General features: G+C 46.1%; 23 protein-coding genes. 20 read left to right on the top strand and 3 right to left on the bottom strand.

What is annotated here, in order from left to right; all coding sequences use genetic code 11:
- Positions 1–57 precede the first annotated feature (57 nt).
- A complete protein-coding gene (fusA, locus tag HMPREF1222_RS02320; RefSeq protein ID WP_016518043.1) occupies positions 58–2,136 on the bottom strand; it encodes an elongation factor G in 2,079 nt (692 codons plus the stop codon).
- Between the two features lie 131 nt (positions 2,137–2,267).
- The gene (locus HMPREF1222_RS02315; RefSeq protein ID WP_016518042.1) at positions 2,268–2,864 is read right to left on the bottom strand and encodes an SAM-dependent methyltransferase; all 597 of its coding nucleotides are present in this window, start codon (positions 2,862–2,864) and stop codon (positions 2,268–2,270) included.
- Between the two features lie 216 nt (positions 2,865–3,080).
- Between HMPREF1222_RS02315 and HMPREF1222_RS02310 the strand changes: the two genes are divergently transcribed.
- From HMPREF1222_RS02310 to HMPREF1222_RS02245, 14 genes are all read left to right on the top strand, one after another.
- Positions 3,081–4,085: a polyprenyl synthetase family protein gene (locus tag HMPREF1222_RS02310; RefSeq protein ID WP_016518041.1), complete on the top strand. Its 1,005-nt coding sequence runs from the start codon at positions 3,081–3,083 to the stop codon at positions 4,083–4,085.
- Between the two features lie 143 nt (positions 4,086–4,228).
- Entirely contained in the window at positions 4,229–4,993 is a 765-nt protein-coding gene (locus HMPREF1222_RS02305) for a hypothetical protein (protein ID WP_016518040.1), read from the top strand.
- Between the two features lie 15 nt (positions 4,994–5,008).
- Positions 5,009–5,653: a TetR/AcrR family transcriptional regulator gene (locus HMPREF1222_RS02300; RefSeq protein ID WP_006187566.1), complete on the top strand. Its 645-nt coding sequence runs from the start codon at positions 5,009–5,011 to the stop codon at positions 5,651–5,653.
- Positions 5,654–5,667: 14 nt separating this feature from the next.
- Entirely contained in the window at positions 5,668–6,606 is a 939-nt protein-coding gene (locus HMPREF1222_RS02295) for an alpha/beta fold hydrolase (protein ID WP_016518039.1), read from the top strand.
- Positions 6,603–6,782: a hypothetical protein gene (locus HMPREF1222_RS02290; RefSeq protein WP_006187568.1), complete on the top strand. Its 180-nt coding sequence runs from the start codon at positions 6,603–6,605 to the stop codon at positions 6,780–6,782. The genes HMPREF1222_RS02295 and HMPREF1222_RS02290 overlap by 4 nt, the downstream gene beginning before the upstream one ends.
- A 30-nt stretch (positions 6,783–6,812) precedes the next feature.
- Positions 6,813–7,286 (top strand): pyridoxamine 5'-phosphate oxidase family protein, encoded by a 474-nt coding sequence (locus HMPREF1222_RS02285; RefSeq protein WP_016518038.1) that lies wholly within the window; start codon positions 6,813–6,815, stop codon positions 7,284–7,286.
- Entirely contained in the window at positions 7,283–7,597 is a 315-nt protein-coding gene (locus HMPREF1222_RS02280; RefSeq protein WP_016518037.1) for an ATP-binding cassette domain-containing protein, read from the top strand. Before HMPREF1222_RS02285 ends, HMPREF1222_RS02280 begins: the two co-directional genes overlap by 4 nt.
- A 24-nt stretch (positions 7,598–7,621) precedes the next feature.
- Positions 7,622–8,206: a phosphoglycerate mutase family protein gene (locus HMPREF1222_RS02275; RefSeq protein WP_016518036.1), complete on the top strand. Its 585-nt coding sequence runs from the start codon at positions 7,622–7,624 to the stop codon at positions 8,204–8,206.
- A gap of 135 nt (positions 8,207–8,341) precedes the next feature.
- The gene (locus tag HMPREF1222_RS02270; protein ID WP_016518035.1) at positions 8,342–10,078 is read left to right on the top strand and encodes an ABC transporter ATP-binding protein; all 1,737 of its coding nucleotides are present in this window, start codon (positions 8,342–8,344) and stop codon (positions 10,076–10,078) included.
- Between the two features lies 1 nt (position 10,079).
- Positions 10,080–11,798 (top strand): ABC transporter ATP-binding protein, encoded by a 1,719-nt coding sequence (locus tag HMPREF1222_RS02265; RefSeq protein WP_016518034.1) that lies wholly within the window; start codon positions 10,080–10,082, stop codon positions 11,796–11,798.
- Between the two features lie 141 nt (positions 11,799–11,939).
- A complete protein-coding gene (gene metG, locus HMPREF1222_RS02260) occupies positions 11,940–12,290 on the top strand; it encodes a methionine--tRNA ligase subunit beta (protein ID WP_016518033.1) in 351 nt (116 codons plus the stop codon).
- 22 nt (positions 12,291–12,312) lie between these two features.
- The gene (locus HMPREF1222_RS02255; RefSeq protein ID WP_016518032.1) at positions 12,313–13,542 is read left to right on the top strand and encodes an FprA family A-type flavoprotein; all 1,230 of its coding nucleotides are present in this window, start codon (positions 12,313–12,315) and stop codon (positions 13,540–13,542) included.
- Positions 13,543–13,557: 15 nt separating this feature from the next.
- On the top strand, positions 13,558–14,151 hold the full coding sequence (locus HMPREF1222_RS02250) for a hypothetical protein (RefSeq protein WP_016518031.1): 594 nt from the start codon (positions 13,558–13,560) through the stop codon (positions 14,149–14,151).
- Positions 14,148–15,176 (top strand): poly(ethylene terephthalate) hydrolase family protein, encoded by a 1,029-nt coding sequence (locus HMPREF1222_RS02245; protein ID WP_016518030.1) that lies wholly within the window; start codon positions 14,148–14,150, stop codon positions 15,174–15,176. Before HMPREF1222_RS02250 ends, HMPREF1222_RS02245 begins: the two co-directional genes overlap by 4 nt.
- A gap of 252 nt (positions 15,177–15,428) precedes the next feature.
- Here HMPREF1222_RS02245 and radC read toward each other — a convergent pair whose 3' ends face one another.
- On the bottom strand, positions 15,429–16,097 hold the full coding sequence (gene radC, locus HMPREF1222_RS02240) for a RadC family protein (RefSeq protein ID WP_038076428.1): 669 nt from the start codon (positions 16,095–16,097) through the stop codon (positions 15,429–15,431).
- A gap of 100 nt (positions 16,098–16,197) precedes the next feature.
- Here radC and HMPREF1222_RS02235 point away from each other — a divergent pair, with 100 nt between their 5' ends.
- The 6 genes from HMPREF1222_RS02235 to HMPREF1222_RS12895 all read left to right on the top strand — a co-directional run.
- The gene (locus HMPREF1222_RS02235) at positions 16,198–17,559 is read left to right on the top strand and encodes a PALP domain-containing protein (RefSeq protein WP_016518028.1); all 1,362 of its coding nucleotides are present in this window, start codon (positions 16,198–16,200) and stop codon (positions 17,557–17,559) included.
- Between the two features lie 240 nt (positions 17,560–17,799).
- The gene (locus tag HMPREF1222_RS02230) at positions 17,800–20,334 is read left to right on the top strand and encodes a hypothetical protein (RefSeq protein ID WP_016518027.1); all 2,535 of its coding nucleotides are present in this window, start codon (positions 17,800–17,802) and stop codon (positions 20,332–20,334) included.
- An 8-nt stretch (positions 20,335–20,342) separates the two neighbouring features.
- Entirely contained in the window at positions 20,343–21,326 is a 984-nt protein-coding gene (locus HMPREF1222_RS02225) for a glycosyltransferase family 2 protein (RefSeq protein WP_016518026.1), read from the top strand.
- A gap of 39 nt (positions 21,327–21,365) precedes the next feature.
- Positions 21,366–21,605: an ATP-binding cassette domain-containing protein gene (locus HMPREF1222_RS02220; protein WP_016518025.1), complete on the top strand. Its 240-nt coding sequence runs from the start codon at positions 21,366–21,368 to the stop codon at positions 21,603–21,605.
- A gap of 171 nt (positions 21,606–21,776) precedes the next feature.
- Entirely contained in the window at positions 21,777–21,977 is a 201-nt protein-coding gene (locus HMPREF1222_RS02215; protein WP_016518024.1) for a hypothetical protein, read from the top strand.
- The coding region (locus HMPREF1222_RS12895; protein WP_483368392.1) for an InlB B-repeat-containing protein at positions 21,955–23,805 on the top strand (1,851 nt) is incomplete at its 3' end. The genes HMPREF1222_RS02215 and HMPREF1222_RS12895, both read left to right, overlap by 23 nt.

Below are 23,805 nucleotides of genomic sequence, written 5' to 3'. Positions count from 1 at the left end.
TTCAAATTAAGTTTTTATATATCAATGACTTAATTTTACGTATTGCAGCTAAAGATATTACTCCTCTTGTTCTTCGATAAATGCCTTGGCAGCGGCAACTACTTCATCGGCAATTTTGCCGGAGATCGGATCGTAATGATCAAACGACATTTCGAAAGAACCGGTACCGCTGGTCATCGATCGCAGATCAATAGCGTAACGGAGCAATTCTTTGTGCGGCACCTGTGCACGGATTTCTTCGATGCCGTTTGCAAGCTGGGACTGTCCGAGGATGCGGCCGCGGCGTGAAGACAGGTCGCTCATAATATCGCCGAGGTAGGCTGTTTCCACATAGACCGTTAAATTCATAATCGGTTCCAGAAGGATAGGGCCTGCGTTACGCATTGCATTTTTGAATGCGTTTCGGGCGGCGATCTTAAAGGCCATTTCCGATGAGTCTACCGGATGCTCTTTACCGTCCAACACCGTCGTACCGACATCGACAACGGGATAGCCCGCCATGACGCCGTTTTCCATGGCTTCTTTTACGCCCTTTTCAACACCGGGAATATAGCCCTTGGAAATCGCACCACCGAATACCGCATTGGTAAAGCTGTATTTTGCACCGCGTTCCAGCGGTTCAATCGCCAGTACGACTCGTCCGAACTGTCCGTGTCCGCCCGACTGTTTCTTATGCGTATATTCTGCCTGCGCTTTTTGGCGGATAGTTTCGCGGTAGGCGATGCGGGGAATAGAAGTTTGTACTTCAATCTTTGTCTGCTTTTTAATGCGGTCAAGCACGATAGAGGTATGCAAGTCTCCCATGCCGGAAAATACGTTTTGCTTTGTTTCGGGGTTGTAGACAAAAGAAAGCGTCATGTCTTCTTCGCAGGCGCGAAGCAGCTGTTCCCCGAGCTTGTCGTCATTTTTCTTATCGACGGCGGCTACCGCAAGCGAATAGATAGGATCGGGATTACGCAGTTTCACAAACGGCGGGCAATCTTGAGAGGCGGCAAGGGTATCGTTGGTTTTTGCTGCCGCGAGTTTAACTGCAACGCCGACATCTCCGGCTACAAGTTCCTTTACTTCAGTCAGTTTCTTTCCTGCAGCACGGTATAACTTACCGACTCGCTCTTTCTTTTGTTCATTGATGTTATATACTTCCGCATCCGATACGAGCGTACCGGTAATAACTTTGATGTACGAAAGCCGTCCGGAGAACTGATCGTTTGCGGTTTTGACGATAAATCCCGAAAATGCCGGTTCGGGATCGATTTTGATAGTACACTCTTCGCCGTCTTTTACCGCACGTTCCAAACACCCGGCGGGAGAGGGTAAGATTTCGGTGATAAAGCGCAAGAGTGCGGTTAAGCCGAGTCCCGTCTGCGCCGCACCGGCAAAAATCGGCACGATTCTATTGTTTCTCATCGCGAGCGTAAGCCCCTTTGCAATTTCCTCGCTGCTGAGCTCTCCTTCGTCGATGAATTTTACCAATAAGTCTTCATCACCTTCCGCTGCAGCTCCGGCAAGTACCTCGCGCATCTCTTCATATTGTTTTTTTGCTTCGTCGGGGATGGGAATTTCTTTCTCTTTCCCGTTTGAATCTATTTGATAGGCGACACCGTGCAGTACGTCGACGATGCCGGTAAGATCCGCTCCTTTTCCGATGGGGAAGGTAACGGCAAAGACATCCGCTTTGAATTGTGTTTTTACATCCTGCATCGAGTGATTAAAATCGGCGCGGTCTTCGTCCATTTTATTGACAAAAACCAAGCGGGGTTTATTCCGGCGGTCAAGGTCGCGCCAGTATTTAATGGTTTCAATCTGTACTCCCGATTTTGCATCGAGTACCATCAAGCCTGTTTCCGCCGACCTGAAGGCCGCGATAACTTCACCCATAAAGTCCGAAGAACCGGGAGTATCCCAGAAATTGATAACCGTATCGTTCCAGTTCATCGACACCAGCGCCGAATATATCGAAATTTTCCGCTCTATTTCTTCGGGCGTATAGTCGCTCAACGTTTTTCCGCCGGAAACCGGTTCCGCCCGTGCAATCGTACCCGTTAATGCTGCAAGATTTTCAATAAGTGTTGTTTTACCGGACTGTCCATGTCCTGCAATCGCAATCGTTCTTATTTTTTCTGTTCCAATTCCCATCACGAAGCTCCTCATACGATGTTAGGGAATCTCTAACAAACCGAGTTTAGGGATTCCCGTTAAATTAACTATTATATATTGTAAATGCTAGTTGTAGGAATTGTCAAGAAAATAATCGAGAATGCTTACCCTCAGCCTTTAAAGTCTAAGCCGAGGAGGTAGGTTTCAAAGCTGCTGCTGCGGCATGCTTCCGGTTTAAAGGCGCGGGCGCTTTTAAACAGCTTCCGCATCTGCTGCAAATACTGCTGTTCGCTGCCGCCCTGAAAAATCTTGACGGCGAAGTTGCCGTGAGCTTCCAGCTGCGTTTCGGCATAGTAAAGCGCCATTTCGACAAGGGAGGCGGAACGGGCGGTATCGACGGTTTTGTTGCCGGTGGTCGCGGGGGCGGCATCGCAGATAACGGAGCGATAGGGGCCGCAGCTTTTTACCGCAGCAGCCATGTCCGCGCCGGTAAGGTCTCCTTGGAAGAACGAAAGCCGCGGATCCCGTATCGATTCTGAAAGCGGCTGCAAGTCCACTGCGCATACGCGCCCTTCCGGAGAGAGGAACCGAAGCAAAAACGTTGTCCAACTTCCCGGCGCCGCACCGAGATCGAGCACACTATCGGTTTTTCCGAATAGGTTAAATTTTTTTTGCATTTCTTCCAATTTATAGACCGACCGCGCGGGATAGCCTTCCGAAAAAGCCTTGCGCGACCAATAGTCGGGTTCCCGATACTGATTTCCCATCTATTCCTTTTTTTACCCCAAAAAGTGCAAAGGTATCGAAAGAGTAAAGCAATATCGCAGAATAATGGAGGTTGGGCGACCATTTGAGCCGCAAAGCGGCGAAACTCTGGTTGAACAGCCTCCATTATTCTGCGGGCTATATTTAGAAACTATTCGATGCCTTTGCACTTTGCTAGAGTAGTTCTCTATCAATAAAATATTGGCTATAATAGTAGTATGAATGATGAATTTACGCAACGGCTTGCAAAAATTGAATGTGCGCTGCACTCCGCCTTTTTACCCGATATGCCGAATGCCGCTTCGGAGCTCAATCCGATTGCGCTGTTATCCGCTCCGTGCGCCTCATTGGTTGCAGGCGGCGGAAAACGTTGGCGGCCGCTGCTTGCGGTACTTGCCTATCAGCTTGCGGGCGGCAGCGGAGAGGAAATATACACGCTTACTCCGCTTATCGAAGGAATCCATACGGCAAGCCTTATTCATGATGATATAGAAGATAATTCCGAACTGCGCCGCGGGCAGCCTGCCGCCCATGTTGCTTATGGGCTTGATTCGGCGCTTAATTCCGGCAGCTGGCTCTATTTTCAGGCATTGGGCTCGCTCGAAGCATATCGGGCGCCTGCAAACATAAAACTCGATTTATATGCCGCGGCGCTTACGCATATCCGTGCCCTGCATGAAGGGCAGGCGCTCGACATTCATTGGCACCGGACTGCCGGTTTTTTCCCTTCGCGGAAGGACTATGAGCGGATGATCCGTTTAAAGACGGGGGCGCTCGCCGCGCTTGCGGCCTATACCGGTATGCGCGCTGCGGGAAAAGCTCATGAAGAAAGCGCAGCCTTTGCGTCTCTTTTTGAAGCTGCCGGCGTCGGCTTTCAGATACTCGACGATGCAAAGAACATCAGTGCCGGCAATGCCGGAAAAAAACGCGGCGACGATATTGTGGAAGGGAAAAAAAGCCTGCCCGTGATACTGCATATCGAAAAACATCCTGAAGATGCCGCGGCGCTTACCGCCTATTTTGAGCAGGCGCAGCGGGAGGGTATTGAGAGCCCTGCGGTGGAAAAAGCGATTGCGTTATTGAGTGCAAGCGGTTCGATTGCCGACGCGGAAACGCAGGGGAGGGGAGCCGTTCATTCGGTACTGGAGCGGCTTGACGTACGGTACGGCAGAACCGCAAAAGATATGTTTGAAAAGCTTTTTAACCTTATGCAGGGCAGGTGAGGGGAATGCTTATTTTTCCTGTTAAGTAACGGTTAATTAACCGGAAAATTTATTATCTCATTGTAATAACACTGAATATCGATTATCATACGGGCAGCTTAAGCGTTTGCGGTAAAGTAGCGTTCATAAAAAGGAATATAAGAATGAAACAGCTCATAGGTATTATTCAATCCGTTATCTCTGATATGAAGCTTCTGAGAAAGCCTTTTATTAACTATACCCTTGTGTATATAGGTTTAGCGGTCATTTCAAATCTGGTATCCCTGTTTAACAGTTCAAACAAAGCGGTTAACTCGTTTTTGTATCTCGTAACACTTGCTGTATCAGTTTTTCAAACAGCTGCTATTGTGTATTTTCAGCGGGCATATATAAAGCAACAGATAGGAAATGTTGTTTTTAATTCTATTTTTACGGTAATTCTGCATCTCTATTTTATTTATTTTATTCAGTTGATGATCATAACGATACCGGTTACTGCGGTTATGATTATTTTCACTTCACTGCAGTCGGGCGCATCTTCCATATTCTCTATTACGGATTTGATAGGAAAAGGTTTGGTTTTTATTTTTCTTTTATATTGGTTTAGTCGATTAGTATTTGTACCGACAATTTTGGTTTATAAAAAAGAGAGCATGAAGATGAAACTTATTATTGCGGAAAGCAAAGCTATCTTTCGGAAAAATCTTGTTGTTGTTCTGCCCTTTTTTCTTATGTTGTATATTCCCGCTTTTTATATCGGCTTTTCCATTGTTGATAATCCGCAATATACGCCGCCGTCATTAGTGCAAATTATCTTTTTAACTTGTAATGCGTATATCTCCTCGATTTTGTATTGTAAAGTGGTAATTAACTATCAGCTGCAAATGGCAAGCCGATATCTTCCTCATATACCCCGCGTAACGGAATAAACAGGTATAACGGGTATGCAAGAAAAGATTGTAATCGATGCGGAAGAATTGAATACGCGCGGAAGGATTTTGTGTACGGCACAGCAGGAGTTTTTTGATAAAGGCTTTTCGGATGCTAATGTCCGCACTATTGCAGAACGTGCAGGCGTAACGACGGGCGCACTGTATCACCTTTTTAAAAACAAGGAAGGCTTGTTTGATGCCCTTATCGGAAATGTATTTGATGAATTTTTAGGTCTCATAACGCACACTGATGTTTTTAAAGAAAAGGATATCGGTATGAAAACCGGTGAACTTTCTGCAATTACGGAAGTATCGCGGCTGCGCTTTTTAAGAATGGTAGATTTCTTTTATGATAACTGGGTGGCTATGAAGCTGATTGTTTGTTGTTCTAAAGGAAGTTCTTATGAACACATTTTTGATAAAGCTATCGATCTTGTCGAGCACGATACGATCCGTTTATTGGAATATGATAATGTGACGATTTCGCGCCGGAGAAGTTTTTTTGTTCATGTCATGGTATCTGCACATTTTGAAAATTTAAAAGAAATTTTTTATCATGATTTAAAAAAATCGGAAGCTGTAGAATATGCGCTCGATTTTAATATCTATCATTGTGCTGGTTGGAAACAGTATTGGATAGAACAGATTGATAGGTGAAATAATTAATAATTATGAACATGTATGCGAACGATGAAACATGGAAAAAGCTTCAAGCGTTTTTGCCCGAACGCAACAGAATAAGCGCTTCATGTGCGCCGTCAGAAACGTTCAATGTATTCGGCGGGGCGAATATTCATATCGACGTATACAACGAATGGAACGGCAACGGTGTTACGCTTGTGCTGTTTCACGGCGTAGGAGGGAACGGGCGGCTTCTGTCGTTTATAGCGGTTCCATTGGCACGGCGCGGCTATAAGGTTATTTGTCCTGATTTGCCGGGGTACGGCTATACCGAATACGAGGGCGTGCCGTCTTATAAAACATGGATCGATACGGGCATTCATATCGTGAGGCAGGAGCTGCAGCGCTGCGAAAAGCTTTTTGTGCTGGGTTTGAGCGCAGGCGGTATGCTCGCATACAACATCGCTTGCTCGGTTCAAGGTGTGTCCGGCGTCATCGTTACCACCCTGTTGGATAATCGCTTAAAGCCGGTGCGGGAATATTCGGCAAAGAACAAGCTGCATGCCCGCTTTGCCCTGCCGCTTTTGCGTTTTATGCCGAAACAGATGAGGCGCTTAAAAATCCCCGTAAAGGCGGTAACGAATATGAACGCAATCGTCAACGACGGACGGGTACTGTCTTTGCTGCTGCAGGATAAAAGGGGTGCAGGATCTTCCGTATACCTCGGTTTTTTATGTTCGATGATGGAAAGCGTTCCTGCCGCAGAACCTGAAGCATTCGAGCTTCCGCTTTTGCTTTGTCATCCCGAAAAAGACCGTTGGACGCCCGAACGGATAAGCCGCCTTTTTTTCGACCGCATAGGGAGTACAAAAGAACTGTGCACACTTAAAAACGCAGGCCATTTTCCGATTGAACAGCCGGGCATCGCACAGCTCGAAGAAGCCGTTGTATTGTTTATAAACAAAACGCTGAAGGAGGTAAAACTATGAACATACAGGATACAGCCGTCAACGTGTACAGTACCGATAAAACCGATTCGTTTCACGTAGTGTCGTTTATAAAACTGAAAGACGATAAAATAATTTCACTGGATGAGTATTGGGGCGACGATGGAAAACCGCCTCAATGGCGATTGGAAAAAAAAACTTGGAACAAGAATACGTAAAGAATTTTGATATGATTAGGAGATTTATCGATGCGAAGAACGGATAGAGAAGTAACGGATAACCGGCAAATACAATCGATTATAGAACAGGCAAAGGTTGTGCATATTGGTATGGTTGACGGGAGCCGCCCGTATGTAGTGCCGATGCAGTACGGTTTTGTCTTTGCCGATGGACAGCTGACCTTGTATGTGCATTGTGCAAAGGAAGGGCGGAAACTCGATATTATCAAAAAGAATCCGCGTGTTTTTATCGAACTCGAAACTGAAGCTGCAATTATTTCCGGCGGTGACATTCCGTGTAAGTACGGATCCGAATATGCAAGCGTTATGGGCGACGGCACGGTTGTTGTTGTTGAAGATGTTGCTGAAAAAATATTCGGCTTGCAGCTCTTGATGAAAACACAGACAGGTAGAGATTTTGACATATCCGAACAGATGACAAAATCGATTACGGTGTTGCGTATCGATGTTCCACATGTAACGGCAAAGAGCAGAACTCCATGACGATAGAGCGCGGCTTTTTTGTGCTGCTTTGCGGCGCGTCCGGCTGCGGAAAAACAACGGTAACGCAGGCTATCAATGGGCTCATCCCGCATTATTATGAAAGAACGCTCGAAGGCAGCTCTGTTACAGCTGGTTTGGATGTTGTGCATTTCTCCCTGTTTGAACTTTCGTTTAAGGGATGCCCATCCGATAAGCTTATCAGGCACGGTACAAGAAACCTATGCACTGAACACCGCCGCAGCCCGCGAAAAACTGCTCTCATTTTTTATAGACGTCCGCGTGTAATGTATGGTACTATGGATGTTGCGTAGAGTAATTGATGAGGTGTGTTTCTTATGCTTATTTTGATACGGCATGCAAAAGTGCTTTTTAATTGGGAAAAGAAATATACAGCCTCCGGATTTGCTGCGGCTCAGGCTGCGTACGATCAAGCTCCGATAGAGCGGATAACCGATTTGGAAATTCGGCGTATCAGAGATGCGCTACCGGAGCAGTTTGAGCTCTATACCAGTCCATTGAAAAGGAGCATTGAAACGGCAGCAATGCTCTTTCCCGATAACACGCCGATACAGCTACCGGAGCTTTCTGAAATACCGATATATCCGTACAGGGATTCCGATAAAGAGATTGCACTCCGGCGATGGCTCTTCTGGGGTCGGGTGCAGTGGTTTTGCAATCATCCGCAGCAGAAGAGAACAAAGCAGACGGTTGAGCATGAAGTTGCCGATCTGATTGCACGAATGCACAATAAAAATGTCGTTATTGTCGGTCACGCATTTCAGATGACGGTCATGCTGCATATCCTCGCGCGGCATTATCCCGTTCAAAAACCGCTACGGATAAAAAATTTGGATACGGCGCGGTGTTTTATCTATGAAAAGGACGAAGACTATTTTAAGGGCTTAAAGATAAAGCGGTGAAGTAATTGATATGGTTTAACGGGTAAGTCCTAATATGTAGTGTGATAACTAATTATCAATTACACATTATGAATATTCCGCATAGTAGTTACCCATGCTTGACATTTTTCCTTCTTTTTCATAACATTGTTATCTATGGATACATATAAAAGATTGTTAAAATATACGCCGGAGAAAATGTATTGCGCGTATATTTCGGTGGTGTGCGCCGTGCTGGGAGTTGCTTCGCAGATGGGCGCGTTTTGGTTCTTGTGGAAGTTTTTGTACGCGCTTTTGGTTACCAAAAGCGTGACGGACGGTTCGATGTATGCGACGGTGATTGTTTCACTTTTAGCGGGCTATTCGGTCGTCTACTTCTGCGCCTTGTGGGCATCGCACGTACTCGGGTTCCGGCTCGAATCGAATTTACGCAAAACGGCAATCAAACATTTGATGAACGCTTCGTTTGCTTTTTTCGATATGAACCCGTCGGGAAAAATCCGGAAGCTCATCGACGATAATGCGCAGGAAACGCACATGCTGATTGCTCACTTAATTCCCGACAATATTTCCGCGCTCTTTACGCCGATTTTTATGTTTATCATCGTATTTGCGGTCGATGTAAAGCTTGGTCTCTTGCTGGTCGCCGTCGCCGTCATCGGCGGTGTGCAGATGATGTTTATGATGGGCAATAAAGACTTTATGCGGAAGTACCAAGCGGCGCTGGAACGGATGAACGCAGAAGCGGTGGAATATGTGCGCGGAATGCAGATTGTAAAAATCTTTAAAAGCACGGTTGAATCCTTTAAAGCATTTTACGAAGCGATTACCGGCTATTCCGATTTGGCGTACAAATACACGCTCAGCTGCCGGACACCGTATGTGCTGTTCCAAGTGCTGTTTAATCTCTTTTCGGTGTTCACCATTCCGGTTGCAGTGTATCTTATGAACAAGGGTGCGGATGGAAATCTCATCATTGCAAAGATCATCTTTTTTGTTTGTATTGCAGGCATACTGTTTTCGGCATTTATGCGCGTTATGTATGTCGGTATGTATAACTTTCAGGCAAAAAGCGTGGTAGACAAACTCGAAAATCTTTTTGCGGAAATGGAAAAAGATAATCTTGAACACGGTACGGAAGAAACGTTTGACAACTTCGGTATTGAATTTAAAAACGTTTCGTTTGGGTACACGGAAGAAAAAATTTTAAAGGATGTCAGCTTTAAACTTGAACCGAATAAAACGTATGCGCTGGTCGGCTCATCGGGAGGCGGAAAGTCAACCATTGCAAAATTGATTTCCGGTTTTTACAAAATAAATTCGGGTGAGATTTTAATCGGCGGGAAAAATATTTCATCATATTCAAAGAATGCGCTGATGCACCATATTGCCTTTGTATTCCAAACATCGAAGCTCTTTAAAACAAGTATTTTTGAAAACGTCAAAATGGGAAACAAGAATGCAAGCGATGAAGAAGTAATGACTGCGCTCCGGCTTGCACGCTGCGAAGATATTTTGGCAAAATTCCCCGAACGTGAAAAAACGGTTATCGGTTCAAAGGGCGCGCACCTATCCGGCGGAGAAATTCAGCGCGTTGCAATCGCCCGCGCCATTCTGAAAAATGCGGACATCGTTATTTTGGATGAAGCGTCCGCCGCTGCCGACCCCGAAAACGAATACGAAATTCAGCAAGCGTTTTCCAATTTGATGAAAAACAAAACGGTTATTATGATTGCGCACCGCCTGAGCTCGATTAGAAACGTCGACGAAATTCTCGTGGTCGAAGACGGAAACATCGCCGAACGCGGCAGCGATGCCGAGCTTATGCAAAAAGGCGGAAAATACAGTCATCTACAACGACTATATTCAAAAGCGAATGAGTGGAGAGTTTGATATGAATAGATTACAAAAATGGTTTGGGGTAACCGAATCGGGAGCAAAGGGCATCGTTACGGCGTCGATATGGTCGATGCTTGCGGATGTGGCGTTTATTTTGCCGATGTTTTTAACGATGTTCTTTTTGCAAGGATACTTTGACGGAACGCTGCGTTCGGCGGGATTTTATATCGGTATTATTGCGGCTCTTGCGGTTGTGATGTATGTGCTTGTGCATACCAATTACAATACGCTATACACGGCGACATTTAAAGAATGCAAAGAACTGCGTGTCAACATTGCCGATCGACTTAAAGCGCTGCCGCTTGCTTATTTTTCAAAGCACGATGTTTCCGATTTATCGCAAACGGTAATGACCGACGTCGCGACTATTGAACATGCCATTAGTCATGCAATTCCGCAAACGATAGGGCTGGTTATTTATCTGATTATCATCGGTGCGATAATGATTATTGCTCATCCGGGATTGGGATTGTGCGTATTCGTACCGATCTTTATCAGTTTTATTCTGCTCATTCTCTCAAAAAAAATCCAAGTGCGGGAAACCACGCGGGACTTTCACAAACAGCGCGAGCGCACGGAATTTTTCCAAGAGGCAATCGAGTTACAGCAGGAAATAAAAAGCTACGGTCTTACGGAATCCACGGCGGCGAAGCTGAACCGCAATGTCGACGAAGCGGAAAAACTGCATTTGAGTGTGGAAGCTCATCAAGCTATTCCGCTTAACGTTGCGCTGTTGCTGTTGAAATTTTCCATCGGCGTTACCGTATTCTTCGGTTTAAAAATGTATTTGGCAGGAACCGCTTCGCTCCTGTATTTTATCGGCTATATCATTGCTGCAGCCCGTATTGTTGATGCTGTTGCAGGTGTTGAGGCGAACCTTGCGGAGATGATGTATATCGATGCGCGTGTCAAACGGATAAACGAACTGCGCGAAACGGAAACGCAGGAAGGCGAGCCCGCTTCTTTGCAGCATTACGGTATTCAATTTGAAAATGTTGCATTTTCGTATAACGGCAGGCAAAAAGTGATCGACGGGATTTCGTTTACGGCGGAACAAAATCACGTTACCGCGCTTGTCGGTCCGTCCGGTTGCGGAAAAACAACCGTGCTTCGGCTTGCATCACGCCTTTACGATTACGACAAGGGGCGCATTCTCATCGACGGCAAAGATATAGCAAAGATCGATACCGACAGTCTCTTCGATAAAATTTCGATTGTCTTCCAAGATGTCGGACTTTTCAATACATCGATTATGGAAAACATCAGAGTCGGAAATAAAAATGCAAGCGACGATCAAGTAAAAGAAGTTGCTCGTCTTGCAAACTGTACCGAGTTTATCGAAGCGCTGCCCGACGGCTACAACACGGTCATCGGAGAAAACGGCGGTAAACTTTCAGGCGGAGAACGGCAGCGGCTTTCCATTGCCCGCGCTCTTTTAAAAGATGCGCCGATTATCATCCTTGATGAAATCAGCGCATCGCTCGATGTCGAAAACGAAATGAAAATTCAGGAAAGTCTCAACACGCTCATAAAAGGCAAAACCGTTATCATCATTTCGCATCGCCTCAAGTCCGTTGAAAACGCCGACAAAATAATCGTGATGAATAACGGCAAACTCGATGCGGAAGGTACGCACGCGGAACTACTGCAAAAATCTGCGCTGTATAAGAGCATGATTGAAAAGTCAAGCGCAACCGAAAAGTGGACGTATTGATAATTCATAATTAAGAATGCATAACTCATAATTTTCTATTAGAACTCGGAAACTTTTTCGCCGGCCATTTTCTTGTACCGTACACCGTACACAAAATGCCGGCGCTTGCAGTTTTTATCACTTTCTCATATACTAAACAGTATGAATGAGAAAACAACTGAAATAATTACCTATGATGATTTTGCAAAACTGCAGCTGAAAACCGGCAAAGTTTTGGAATGTGTAAAAGCTGAAAATGCGGAAAAACTCTACATTTTACAGGTTGACCTCGGCGAAGAAAAGCCGCGTCAAATCGTTTCGAGTTTAGTCGACTATTATACTGCCGAAGAATTGGTCGGTAAGGAAATTATCGTACTTGCAAACCTCAAACCGGCTAAAATGCGCGGGCATATCTCCGAAGGTATGCTGCTCTGTGCGGAATCTCCGGATTCATCGATCTGCGTTCTGTTAAAGCCTGAAACGCCGGTGCCGGCCGGTACTGATATCACATAAATCACATAATGTGGAGGACTCTATGAAAGCACAAGAAATAAGTGCGGGGGTGTATTGTATCCATGCGGATATTTGTGCACGTACCAGCCGATTTGAAGGCCTGTGGCTGCTGCCTCAAGGGGTAAGCATTAATTCATACATCGTAAAAGGCGAAAAAACCGCTTTGATTGACATTGTCCGCGATTGGGACGGCTCTTTAAAAAGCTACACTGAGCAGCTGGAGTCCATCGGGCTTTCATTCAAAGACATCGATTATCTTATCCTGAATCACTTGGAGCCGGATCACTGCGATTTAATCGAGTATGTTCATTCCTGTAATCCGCAAGCGGAAGTCATTAGCACTTCAAAAGGACTTGCGATGGTCGAGAAATTTTTTAAAGTACACGGGAATCTTCATGCGGTTAAAACGGGCGATAGCCTTGACCTCGGCGGCGGACAGATTCTTCAATTCTACGAAACGCCGAACGTACACTGGCCTGAAACGATGATGACGTATAATCCTGCCGGTAAAGTGCTCTTTTCCTGCGATGCATTCGGCTCTTACGGCGCTATCGGCGAAAAAATCTTTGACGATCAGCATTCGGAAGAATCGCTCAAGTTTTACGAAGCCGAAGCATTGCGCTATTATTCCAATATCGTTGCAAGTTTCAGCACCTTTGTCGTAAAAGCCTTGGATAAACTCGCCTCGCTGGACATCCGATGTATTGCACCGAGTCACGGCCTTATCTGGCGCTCCGATGTACAACGGATTTTTTCTCTTTATAAACGATTTGCAGGTTATAATACCGGCGGCGGATGCGAAAAAGAAATCTGCATTATCTGGGGTTCCATGTACGGATATACAAAACAGGGGCTCGATGCCGTCATCAAAGGAATTGAATCGGAACAAGTACCTTATACCATCCACGATATTCCCGACACGGATGTATCCTATATACTGGGTGATGCGTACAAGGCTGCGGGGCTGGTACTCGCAATGCCGACGTATGAATATAAGATGTTCCCGCCGATGGCCTACGTGTTGGATTTGTTTGAACGCAAACACATCACCGATAAAACGGTACTGCGCATCGGAAACTGGGGATGGTCGGGCGGCGCAAAGAAGGAATACGAGCAGAAAATAGCCAACCTGAAATGGAATCAACTGGAGCAGTATGAATGGCAAGGAAAGCTGCTTGACGCCGATCTCCGGCTGCTTGAAGGACGGGGCGCTGAACTCGCCCGCACGATCAAAAACGGTGTCCAAGCATAAGGCTCTATCCGTTTAATGCACGAAATTGAATTAAAGGCGCATCTTGAGCACCCCGAAAAAACCGAGGTGCGCCTAGCCCGTATTGCGGATTTTTCGTTCCGCTGTGTTAAGTCCGATCGGTACTGGACGCTCGGCGAAAAAACGGTACGGGTACGGCGAGAGCTCGTTGCCGGCAAAGAAACGGTTTGGGTAACGCATAAGCAGAAACAGTATGCCGGAACGATAGAGACCAACCGCGAACTTGAATTTGAACTTCCGGTATCGTCCGTACCGGTATTTATCGAAATGCTCGAAAGCCTCGGCATGATCCGCACAGCGGAAAAACAAAAGGATACGAAAGTCTTTCTTCCGCACTCAAGTTTGTTCACAGCGGACATACTCGAAGACGCCCGTTCAGTGTCGGCGGAACTTTCCGTCATACATCCGCTTGGATATTTTTTGGAAATTGAGGTTCTATACCCTGACGAAAACTCCGATACCGCCGCTTCGGAACGGCACATCCGCAATGCCCGGATTATTTTCGATACGCTGCTTGCCGCGTTGGAGATTCCGCGATCGGCTATCGAAGTGCGTCCGTACAATGAATTGCTTGCCTCTCAGCTTTTATGAAAATATATAAAAAGACGTCATGTCTACAGTGTAAATTTTTCTTTCTTGTTTTACCGTTTCTGTTAATCGGCGCCGCCGTACCGTATGCACAAAGCGTTAACGCCTTAGTTGAATATGAAGTTGCCGTATTGAATCCTGAATCTTTTGAAAAATATAATCACATATATGACTATGAACTCAATCAAACTTTTGCCGCGCCTGAATTAACCGATAAAGCTATTTTCGACGCTCCGCTCACGGTATTTTATCCCGTGCTTGAAGGAACGTACCCGCTTGTTATTATCTGCCATGGATGGAAAGTTTCAAAAAAACCGAATGCAAGCTTAGCCCGTTATCTTGCCTCTCAAGGCTATGTTACGGCAATTCTTTCGGCAAAGAAGAAAGATTACCCTGAAGACTTTATTGCATCATTTGAAGCGGCGTATTCACTTTTAAAGAAAGCAAACGAAAATGCCTCAAGCCTTTTGTTTAACCGTATCGAAATAAGCAAAACAGCCGTAATCGGACACTCTATGGGAGGAACGGCCGCACTGCACTTTGCAAAAGGGCGTTCCGATATCAGTGCCGTTATAGCGCTGAATCCCTATAACCGTGCTCCTTTTCTTATAGAATTAGTCGCCGGTAAAAATGAAGTGCTCGGAACCGATCTTGCAACGCTGCAAACACCGGTTCTTATTTTTACCGGCAGCAATGATCAGGTAGCCTATCCCGAAAAAACCTTTGAATTTTACCGAAACTGCAATACTTCCGCCCCGGCGGCTTTTTTATCCGTTAAAGACAGCGGCCACAGCGGTTCGCTCGACGGTTCGGGAAATATCCTTTCAGGCTGGTTCAACGGCGAACTCTATATGCGCTACCGCTTTTTGATACTCGGCTGGCTCGACCTATTCTTAAAGCAGGCAATATCGGATGCTTCCCTTCCGTACTTACAACCGGCCGCTTTTGAAGCGATAAAAGGCTGGTTTTACTCTACCGATAAGGAACGCTATCCCGCATATACTTTCCGTAACTTTTTACGCCGCTAAGCAAATTGCGTAGTTTTTCAAAAATGGATAGGGCCTGTTTCAACAAAACTTTGTGCGATTACCTTCCTTTTGCAGGAAATTTTTCTTAAAATTCCCTGCATTTTTTTATAGAAAGGGTAATCGTATCAGATAATTATACATCAGAATCGCAAAATAAAAAGACTATGAGACCATTTGAACCGCGAAGAGGTTCAACTCTGGGCGAATAGTCTCTTTATTTTGCGGGGATATTCAAAAATTCATCTGATGCGATTACCCGAGCGGAAAGCCGGATTCAATAAAACTCAGATACTCGCCGTTCGGCGACAGAATGATATGATCCAACACCTCAATTCCCAAAAGATTACCTGCCTGATAAAGTCTCCTCGTAAGCGTTAAGTCCTCTGCCGACGGTTCCAAACTGCCGGACGGATGGTTATGCGCAATAATAACTGCGGCGGCTCTGTCGGCAAGCGGGTCGGCAAATACCTCTCGCGGATGAACGAGCGTATGCGTCAGCGTCCCGACCGACACTACGCGGATTGCCGAAATTTCGTGTGCGCCGTTTAGCGAGGTGCAGATAAACTGCTCTTGCTTACGAACCGAATAGTGCCGCAAGAAGGGGACAATATCACACGGGTGGCGGATTTTTTCACCCCCAACACCGTAATACCGCCTTCCAAGCTCGAATGCCGCAAGAATAGTTGACAGCTTTGCTTCTCCTATTCCGTTAACGGTCTGTAATGCCGCTTCAATGCTTTCCGCTTTGCGAGTATCGATATGCCGGATAATTTCTTCCGCCAGTTTTGTTACCGGCTTATTCGCAATACCGGTATGCAGGAGAACGGCAAGCAAATCGACATCGCTCAGCTTTTCCGCCCCATACTTTAAAAGACGTTCCCGTATATTCGGTTTTTCCTTCATATTTTGATTTACAGTCATACATGATATATAGCGCACGAGCAGCCCTTTTGGCAGGAAAAATAAGAAAAAATATGCAGTATATAATTGAATGCGCCGTATATCTATGCTATAAATAGATATGCAATCGTCTATACCTTTTTATAATGTGCATGATCCGTCCGTATGCATTCCCTTAGAAAAGGTTCTGAGAGTAAACGGTACGGAGGGGGGATATTATATTCCGCAACAGATACCGTCCTTACCCGATTCGCTGATATATAAAGATCCTCCGCCGTCATTTCGTGATGTTGCATTTGAAGTGTTCCGCTCATTCTTGCAGGATGCTATTTCCGAATCCGATTTATATACCCTTATTGCACGTGCTTTCCCTTTCAAGGTGCCGGTATTTCCCATTGACCCGCGTACTTATATCGTTGAGCTTACACACGGAGACGGCGGCTCCTATGCCGATTTTGGGGCGAGGTTTACTGCACTGCTCATCGACTATTTCTGCCGGCACAGCGAGCTCCCGATGCATATTCTTTTTGCCGGCAGCGAGCTGGAAACACTTTCGCTTGCAAAAGCATTTTCCGAGTTTGAAGATATTCATGCTACTTTTTTATATCCGAAAGATGATGTTCAGGATATGATAAAACAGCAATTTATTTCGCTTCCGGAAAATATTCATATCTTTAATGTCAATGGTTCTTTGGATGACTGCAAGGCAATCATCGCGGAAATAACCGAAGATGCTGATATGAGCGGTTCTATGGAACTGTTTATTCCTCATCCGGCTCAGACAACTTATTTATTATCGCAAGTTTGCTGCTGTCTGTATGCCGTATTGACGGTACTTTCGCGAGCCGGTTATGATAACAATATTGAACAGCCTCAGCTTATTATCGGTACTCCGTTGAAGCAGCCGAATGCCGTCAGCGCTGCCGTGCTCGCAAAGAAAATGGGTGCGCCGATAAACGGTTTTATAGCAACGGCCGACTTTTTCTGCAATGATCCGCAGATAGATTACGAAGAAGAATGCACCCGCGTGAAAATGCTGTATACACAGGGCAATACGGAGGAATGCATACCGGAAATTGCTTTGTTCCGATTAAATCAAGATTCTATTGTAGAAGCGATGAGAGACTGTAAAGAACGGACGGGGTATGTTGTCAGTCCCGATGTTGCGGCTGTGTGGTATGCTTGGGGGGCGGTGCGGAACGGTTTTACGGAAACTGCAATAGCGGAAACTATCGAAAATTTTTGTTTGCATAGCGGGTCGTTGCCCGGCTGGCTATCCGATGATTCTGCCGTGCATTCCTGTATTACGATTATACCTGAAATAAGCCACCCCGCTTTCCATTCCGAAATGGTAAGAACGGCAACAGGGATATATCCTTCGGTACCTCACCGTTTTGAATATAACCAGCAAACGGCCGATAAGCCGATACTCGAATGCTCGTCAGTGCAAGAACTAAAAGATTGGCTTTTATCCCTCATCTAACATAACCGCTGGGTAAACGCATTAATCCATAATTATGAATTAGTTACTCCCTTCGGCAAAATCGAATTTTCAGCAAAGATGCCCTATACTGCATTTGAATAAACCGGTAAAATGTGATTGGTTAACAAGATAGTGAATGAATTGGGACTCTTGTTTGTAGGGAATGGGGATGTCTCAAAAGGTGGTTACTTTTTTGCCATCCCTCATCAGCATAGCTGATAGTTACTAAGGAGGAAGGATATGAAAACACTGCGTTTAATCTCTGTAAGTATTCTGTTTGCAGCGCTGGGCATTATCTTTACGGCCTGTAACCAGAGTCTGACAGCCGGACAGGGTACCGGCACGGTAAGGATTGTCATCGATAATGGAGCAAGCCGAGCCGTGAATGCCGAGGGAATGCCTGTTTTTGATGGATCTAATACTACTATCACCGTTACCGGCGAGGACGGAACTGAGCTGAAGAAAGCTTCGGGGGCAACGCCGATTACATTGACGCTTGATATCGGAAAGAAGATCAATATAAAGGTTGTTGTAAAAGCCGATGCAGGCGAATGGCGCGGTACAAAAGAGCACACCGTTACGGCAGGAACCAATACCGTTGCCGTAAAGCTTTCCAAAGCGCCGAAAGATGTTGCCAATCTGCTGTTCTCTATTACGGGGACACACACTTCGGGGAGTAATATCGTGTCCTTAAGCATGAAAAACGGTAAAAAACTGCTCGACGGAATTCTGATCAATAACAGCGCAAAACCGCTTACTGCACGGGATAGTATCGGCAGACTATACCTTTTTTATCAAGATAGATTTTCCGTTCGTCATTTTAAACGCTTTGATGTAGAGGGGAAGGAAGATACTTCATTTCCCGGCGCAGCATTGTTAACGGCTGTTCTCCACTGTACTGATATTGCGGTTGATACAAAAACGGATACGTTGTTCCTTGTGGCAAGAACATCATTGGGATGGAAAATTTATTACACTAATAAAGAAAACAGTTTTGTTCCTTTACTTCCTGATTCTATAGCACGGATTGATTCTGCCGTATCTGATATCCATGCTGTTGCAGCATATAATGGTATAGTGTACTTAGCGGTAACAAAGACAGGCTCCGAACCCCTTCATGTGATGGCTTGTAAGGCTGACCTGTCGGGGCCTGTATTGGCGCTGACAAAAATGGATACGAAGCCGCTTCAAAAGCTTCGCACAGCTCCTTCTTTTGGCAATAATAGCACCAAGTGTATCGGTCTATTTGCTGACGAGGATGGGGTGTACTGCCTGCTTAAAGAGCAAGAATTGCGTAACGGAAAGATGTATGCACAAGGGCAGCTTGTCCATTATACATATTCCGGCAGTGCGCTTACCGAGAAAACCAAGGTGGGGCTTAATCCGGTCGCTTCAACTGAAAACGCCATCGCTTTTAATGCACGGTATTTTTCCAATCCGATTGGTTTTATCGGCAGCGATGAAGAGAACATCTACATTGCCGACGACGGTGCAAATATCGAATATCTCAACGAAAACTGGCGAGTCAGCGGTAATAAGAACCGCATTGCAGCGTTTAACCGCAAAGAGGGCAACCTGACCTTCAGCGATACGAATGCGACATGGTACGCAGAGTTTGAATACAAGAAGCCCAACACGAAAATACTGTTGTGGGAAAAAGGCTCCAATGGTGGTATGAATTATTGGATAAGCGAGACGGGAAAGGAAAAATTTTCCGACGTGTCCGAAGCGAATCAACTTTTTGAAGCCGACTCTTCGAATAAACCTACCGATGTTTTCTGCTATGACCAAGACGGTAATCTGTATATACTGTGGAAAGACAGTTCAGCTTACAAGGTTAGACGTTTTGCACTGAAAGAAGACGGTTCGTACGATACTATTTCGGTTCAAAATTTGGACTTAAACACACCCCATACTATTTCTGCGATTGCGGCGGATATTTCCGACGGGAAAAACTATTTGTATTATACAGATACCAATAGTAGTCCGCACACCGTAAAAAGGTTTAAATGGGGGCACACCAGTCATGAAAGTTTTACGAGTGCCGAGTCTGATACTGCTTACAGCATCACAGTACCGACAAGTCGTGAAGAAGTTACCGCGCTTGCCGCAAACAAGGACGGGTTATTTGTTGCCGTACAAGAAAAATACAAGGACGGTACAATTGATAAATACCGGCTGAAGGTACAAAAATACAAAAAAGCAGATGGAGGTCACGATAGTGAAATTACGCTTGTCGATAATGCCGTTTCGTATACCAATACGGCAAATCCGCCGATTCCGATCCCTGCCCCCTCTCTGGATCTGAATCATGAGCCTAATACTCCCTGTCATCAATATCAAGAGACAATTAACGGTTTGCAGATAGGTAACGGTAAGTTGTACGGTATTTCATCAAAGCTGCATCGGGAATGGAAACTGTATATTGGTAGGTATTTTACGGATGTCTTTAAACACAGCAGTAAACTGTATGGAATCGGTGATACGAAGGAGGCATTGCCTAACGAGCCTTTAGTTACAAAAGAAAAACCAGCTGGAGCTGGAATCGGCTACGGCTTTTACCGCTTTATTGCCGTAAAATACGATGAACAAGAACGGATCAAGTGCATCATCGCTTCGGATAGCGCATGGGGTGATGGAGTCAACAGCATGAATGGGGACAATAGTGACAGGATTGTGGAATTCAATTTAAAAGACATGGTATTCGGAGAGGACAAAGAATCGGGCGGTACATTTTCTAAAACTCTTACCAGTTCCGGTTTTTTCTGGAACTAAACCGTACGATGAGCTTTATTCTTCGTGCTGCACGCTCTCGGCATGCGACACGGCAAAAGCCGCTCGTAAGCCTCTGTGTTCCCCTTTACGGGACGGAGGGGCTTGTCGGGCGGTTTTTAGACAGCGTGTTGCAGCAGGACTCTGCGCCGCTTTTTGAAACTGTCATTGTAAACGACGGCAGTCCCGGCGCAAAAGAACTCAGGTGCATCATTAAAACGTACGCCAAGCAGTTTAAAGAGCGGGGACTGCCGCTCGTATTTTTGGAACATAGCAAAAACCTCGGGACGCTTGAAGCGCGGCGTACGGCAACAAATGCGGTATCGGGCGAACACCTCATCTTTGTCGACCCCGACGATGAGCTCCCGCCCGATGCACTCCGTATCTTGTACGATGCAGCCTGTGCGTCCGGTGCGGATATTATACATGGTAGTATTGCCGTATTCGGTACGGAAGGGGAGCCCGAAGCGCGGATCGAAGCCTTTAATAAGAAGGCTCAAAACGTGTACGAGGGCATTTTGACCGGCAACAAAATCCTTCGTGCGTTTATTGTTGAAAACGGATACAGCGGCTTTGTATGCGGAAAGCTCTTTAAAACCGCCCTTGTTCAAAAAGCATACACAGAAATTCCCTTTACCTACTGCACCATGGCGGAAGACCTGTTGCTCTATTTTTTTATCGCCTTACATGCCGGTACGTATTTCGGCATACCCGATACTATCTATAACTATCGCATCAACACCGGTGTAACGTCCCGCAGGGAAATCACCGAGCTTGCCGCATGGCAAAAGGTGTGTTCCGCCTCTTCGGTTTTTACTATTCTTCTGTCTTATTTGAATGAACATCCCGCTATCGGCAGCGAGATAGGAGAAGCGGTACGGGAACTCGGCCGTATGTACTATGCCGATAACCTCAAACAGTTGGAACTCTGCGTTACGCCTGCCTTACAGGAAGAGGCAAAGGCGATGTTTGACGAATGGTGGGAGAGGGGGTGATTCTTAATTAAGAATTAAGAATTTGTACAGGGTGGCAAGATGCCTACGATACGGAATGTTTCAAAAACGTATGGCCGGTCGGCGGGAAAGGCGGTTGATAACCTCTCTTTTAAGGCGAAAACCGGAGAGGTTTTCGGTTTTTTGGGGTCGAACGGAGCGGGAAAAACGACGATCATCAAAATGATCACCGGTGTCATTGCGCCCGGTTCGATTCCGGTGCAGCCGCAGCAGTCCGTGTCCGCCCTTACGATCTTTTACTGTAACCATGGTTCTTTTTAAGCAACCGGAGTTCTTTTTTCATTAAAATTGCTTTATTAAGAAGATTTTTTCTATCATAATTGTTAATTAATAATGGGTAATTTGTAATTGGTAATTATCAATTACCCATTAAACATTAAACATTAAACATTACACATTACCAATTACAAATTAAAAAGACAGGAGATTTATATGACAAAGTGTAGAATCGGCAAAAAGGCGCACACCTTGAGAGGAGCCGCGGCGCTCATCATAGCTGCATTTTTTACGCTTGCAGCGATGGCTTTTACCGCTTGTAAACAGCCGACGGTGCAAACGGCAACGTCCAAGTACAAGGTAACCTTTAACGTAGACGGGGGGGGGGGGGGGTATCCTTACCGCAAAGATAGGTGAAACAGAAATAAAGAGCGGTAACGAAGTAGAAGCGAATAAAACCGTAACCTTTACCGCAACGCCTACTGCCGGATTCAAGGTAAAGGGCTGGACGCTTGACGGCAAAGCCGTAGAGAACAATACCTCCGACTCCTATCCGCTTAAGATCGAGAAAGCGGTAACCGTAAAAGTGAGCTTTGAAAAGCTACCGCCCGAATTGTTCGCGGTAAACTTCAGTGTAGACGGCGGGAACGGCACGCTGAAAGCGACGGTCGACGGAAGCGAAATCAATTCGGGCAACAAGGTTGAGCACGGTAAAACCGTAACCTTTACGGCAACGCCGGATGCAGGCTATACGGTAAAAGAATGGAAGGCAGACGGCGCCGTTGTTACAGGCAGCACGTCAAACACCTATACCTGCACCGTAACAAAAGCGCTAACCGTTAAGGTAAACTTTCTTGCAGGCGGAGCTTCGTATACGGTAAAACACTATCAGGAAAAAGCGGAAGGCGGCTATCCTGCAGAACCGACGGAAACCGAAAACTTAAACGGTACGGTCGGAACAAACGCTGCATACACGCCGAAAAACTACACAGGCTTTACCTACAAGTCTGCGCTTACCAAAGTAAACAACACCGTACAGACAGAAGGTACGATAAATGCTGACAGCAGCACCGTCGTAGAACTCTATTACGAGCGCAATACGGTGAACGTAACCTTTAAACTTGCAGGCGGCAATGTCAGCGGCAATACGGCCGATATCATAAAAACAGGCAAATACGGAACAGCCTTGACCGCACCCGCACCCGCTCCCGAACGAGAGGGTTACGCTTTTAAAGGATGGTCTCCCGAACCGCCTACACCGTTTCTCTTTCCTAAAGCTAATGCCGCATACACCGCACAGTGGGCGCCGGTTTATGCAATCACCTTCGGCGTAGACGGTGGTGTCGGCGGTACGCTTAAAGCAACGGTCGGCGAAACCGAAATCAACTCGGGCGACAAGGTCGAGCACGGCAAAACCGTAACCTTTACCGCAACGCCGGACACTGGTTACCGTGTAAAGGGTTGGACGCTTGACGGAACAGCCATCGCCGAAGCAGGCACAAACACAGAATACACGCTTACTGTAACAAAGCCTGCCGCCGTCACCGTAAGCTTTGAGCCAAAAAAAGCCCTCCTCACCCTTGAGGCAGGCAAAAACACCGTGAAAGTGAAGGCAAAGACAGCTGACGGCAAGCCCATAACTGTGGAAGGCTGCAACGAGACCGAGCTTGCAAACGAGGCGGAAACCACACTGACCGCAAAAGTGGCGGGAACACAAATTGCCCTAATAGGAGAGCTCACCGAGCTTAACTGTAGAGGCTCAGAAGACACTAGCAATAGATCGCTGGTTGCCCTTGACGTGTCAGGATGCACTGCCTTGCAAAAGCTTGACTGTGCCAAAAACCAGCTCACCGCCCTTGACGTGCAAGGCTTAAAGGATTTGCAAGAGCTTAACTGCAGAAGCAATCAGATACCTGAGCTTAACGTGCACGGCTTAACCGCATTGCAAAAGCTTAACTGCACAGGCAATAAGCTTACCACCCTTAACGTGCAGGACTTAACTGCTTTGAAAGAGCTTGACTGCCAAAGCAATAAGGAGCTTACCGCCCTTCACGTGCACGGCTGTACCGCCTTGCAAAAGCTTAACTGCCGGTTCAATAAGCTCACCGCCCTTGACGTGTCAGGCTTAACCGCATTGCAAGAGCTTGACTGCCAAAGCAATCAGCTCAAGACCCTTAACGTGTCGGGCTTAACCGCTTTGCAAGAGCTTGACTGCAACACCAATCAGCTCAAGACCCTTAACGTG

Source organism: Treponema vincentii F0403, assembly GCF_000412995.1.
GTDB lineage: Bacteria > Spirochaetota > Spirochaetia > Treponematales > Treponemataceae > Treponema > Treponema vincentii.
The sequence above is the reverse complement of the archived record's forward strand: the minus strand, read 5'-3'. Positions and strand labels throughout refer to the sequence as shown.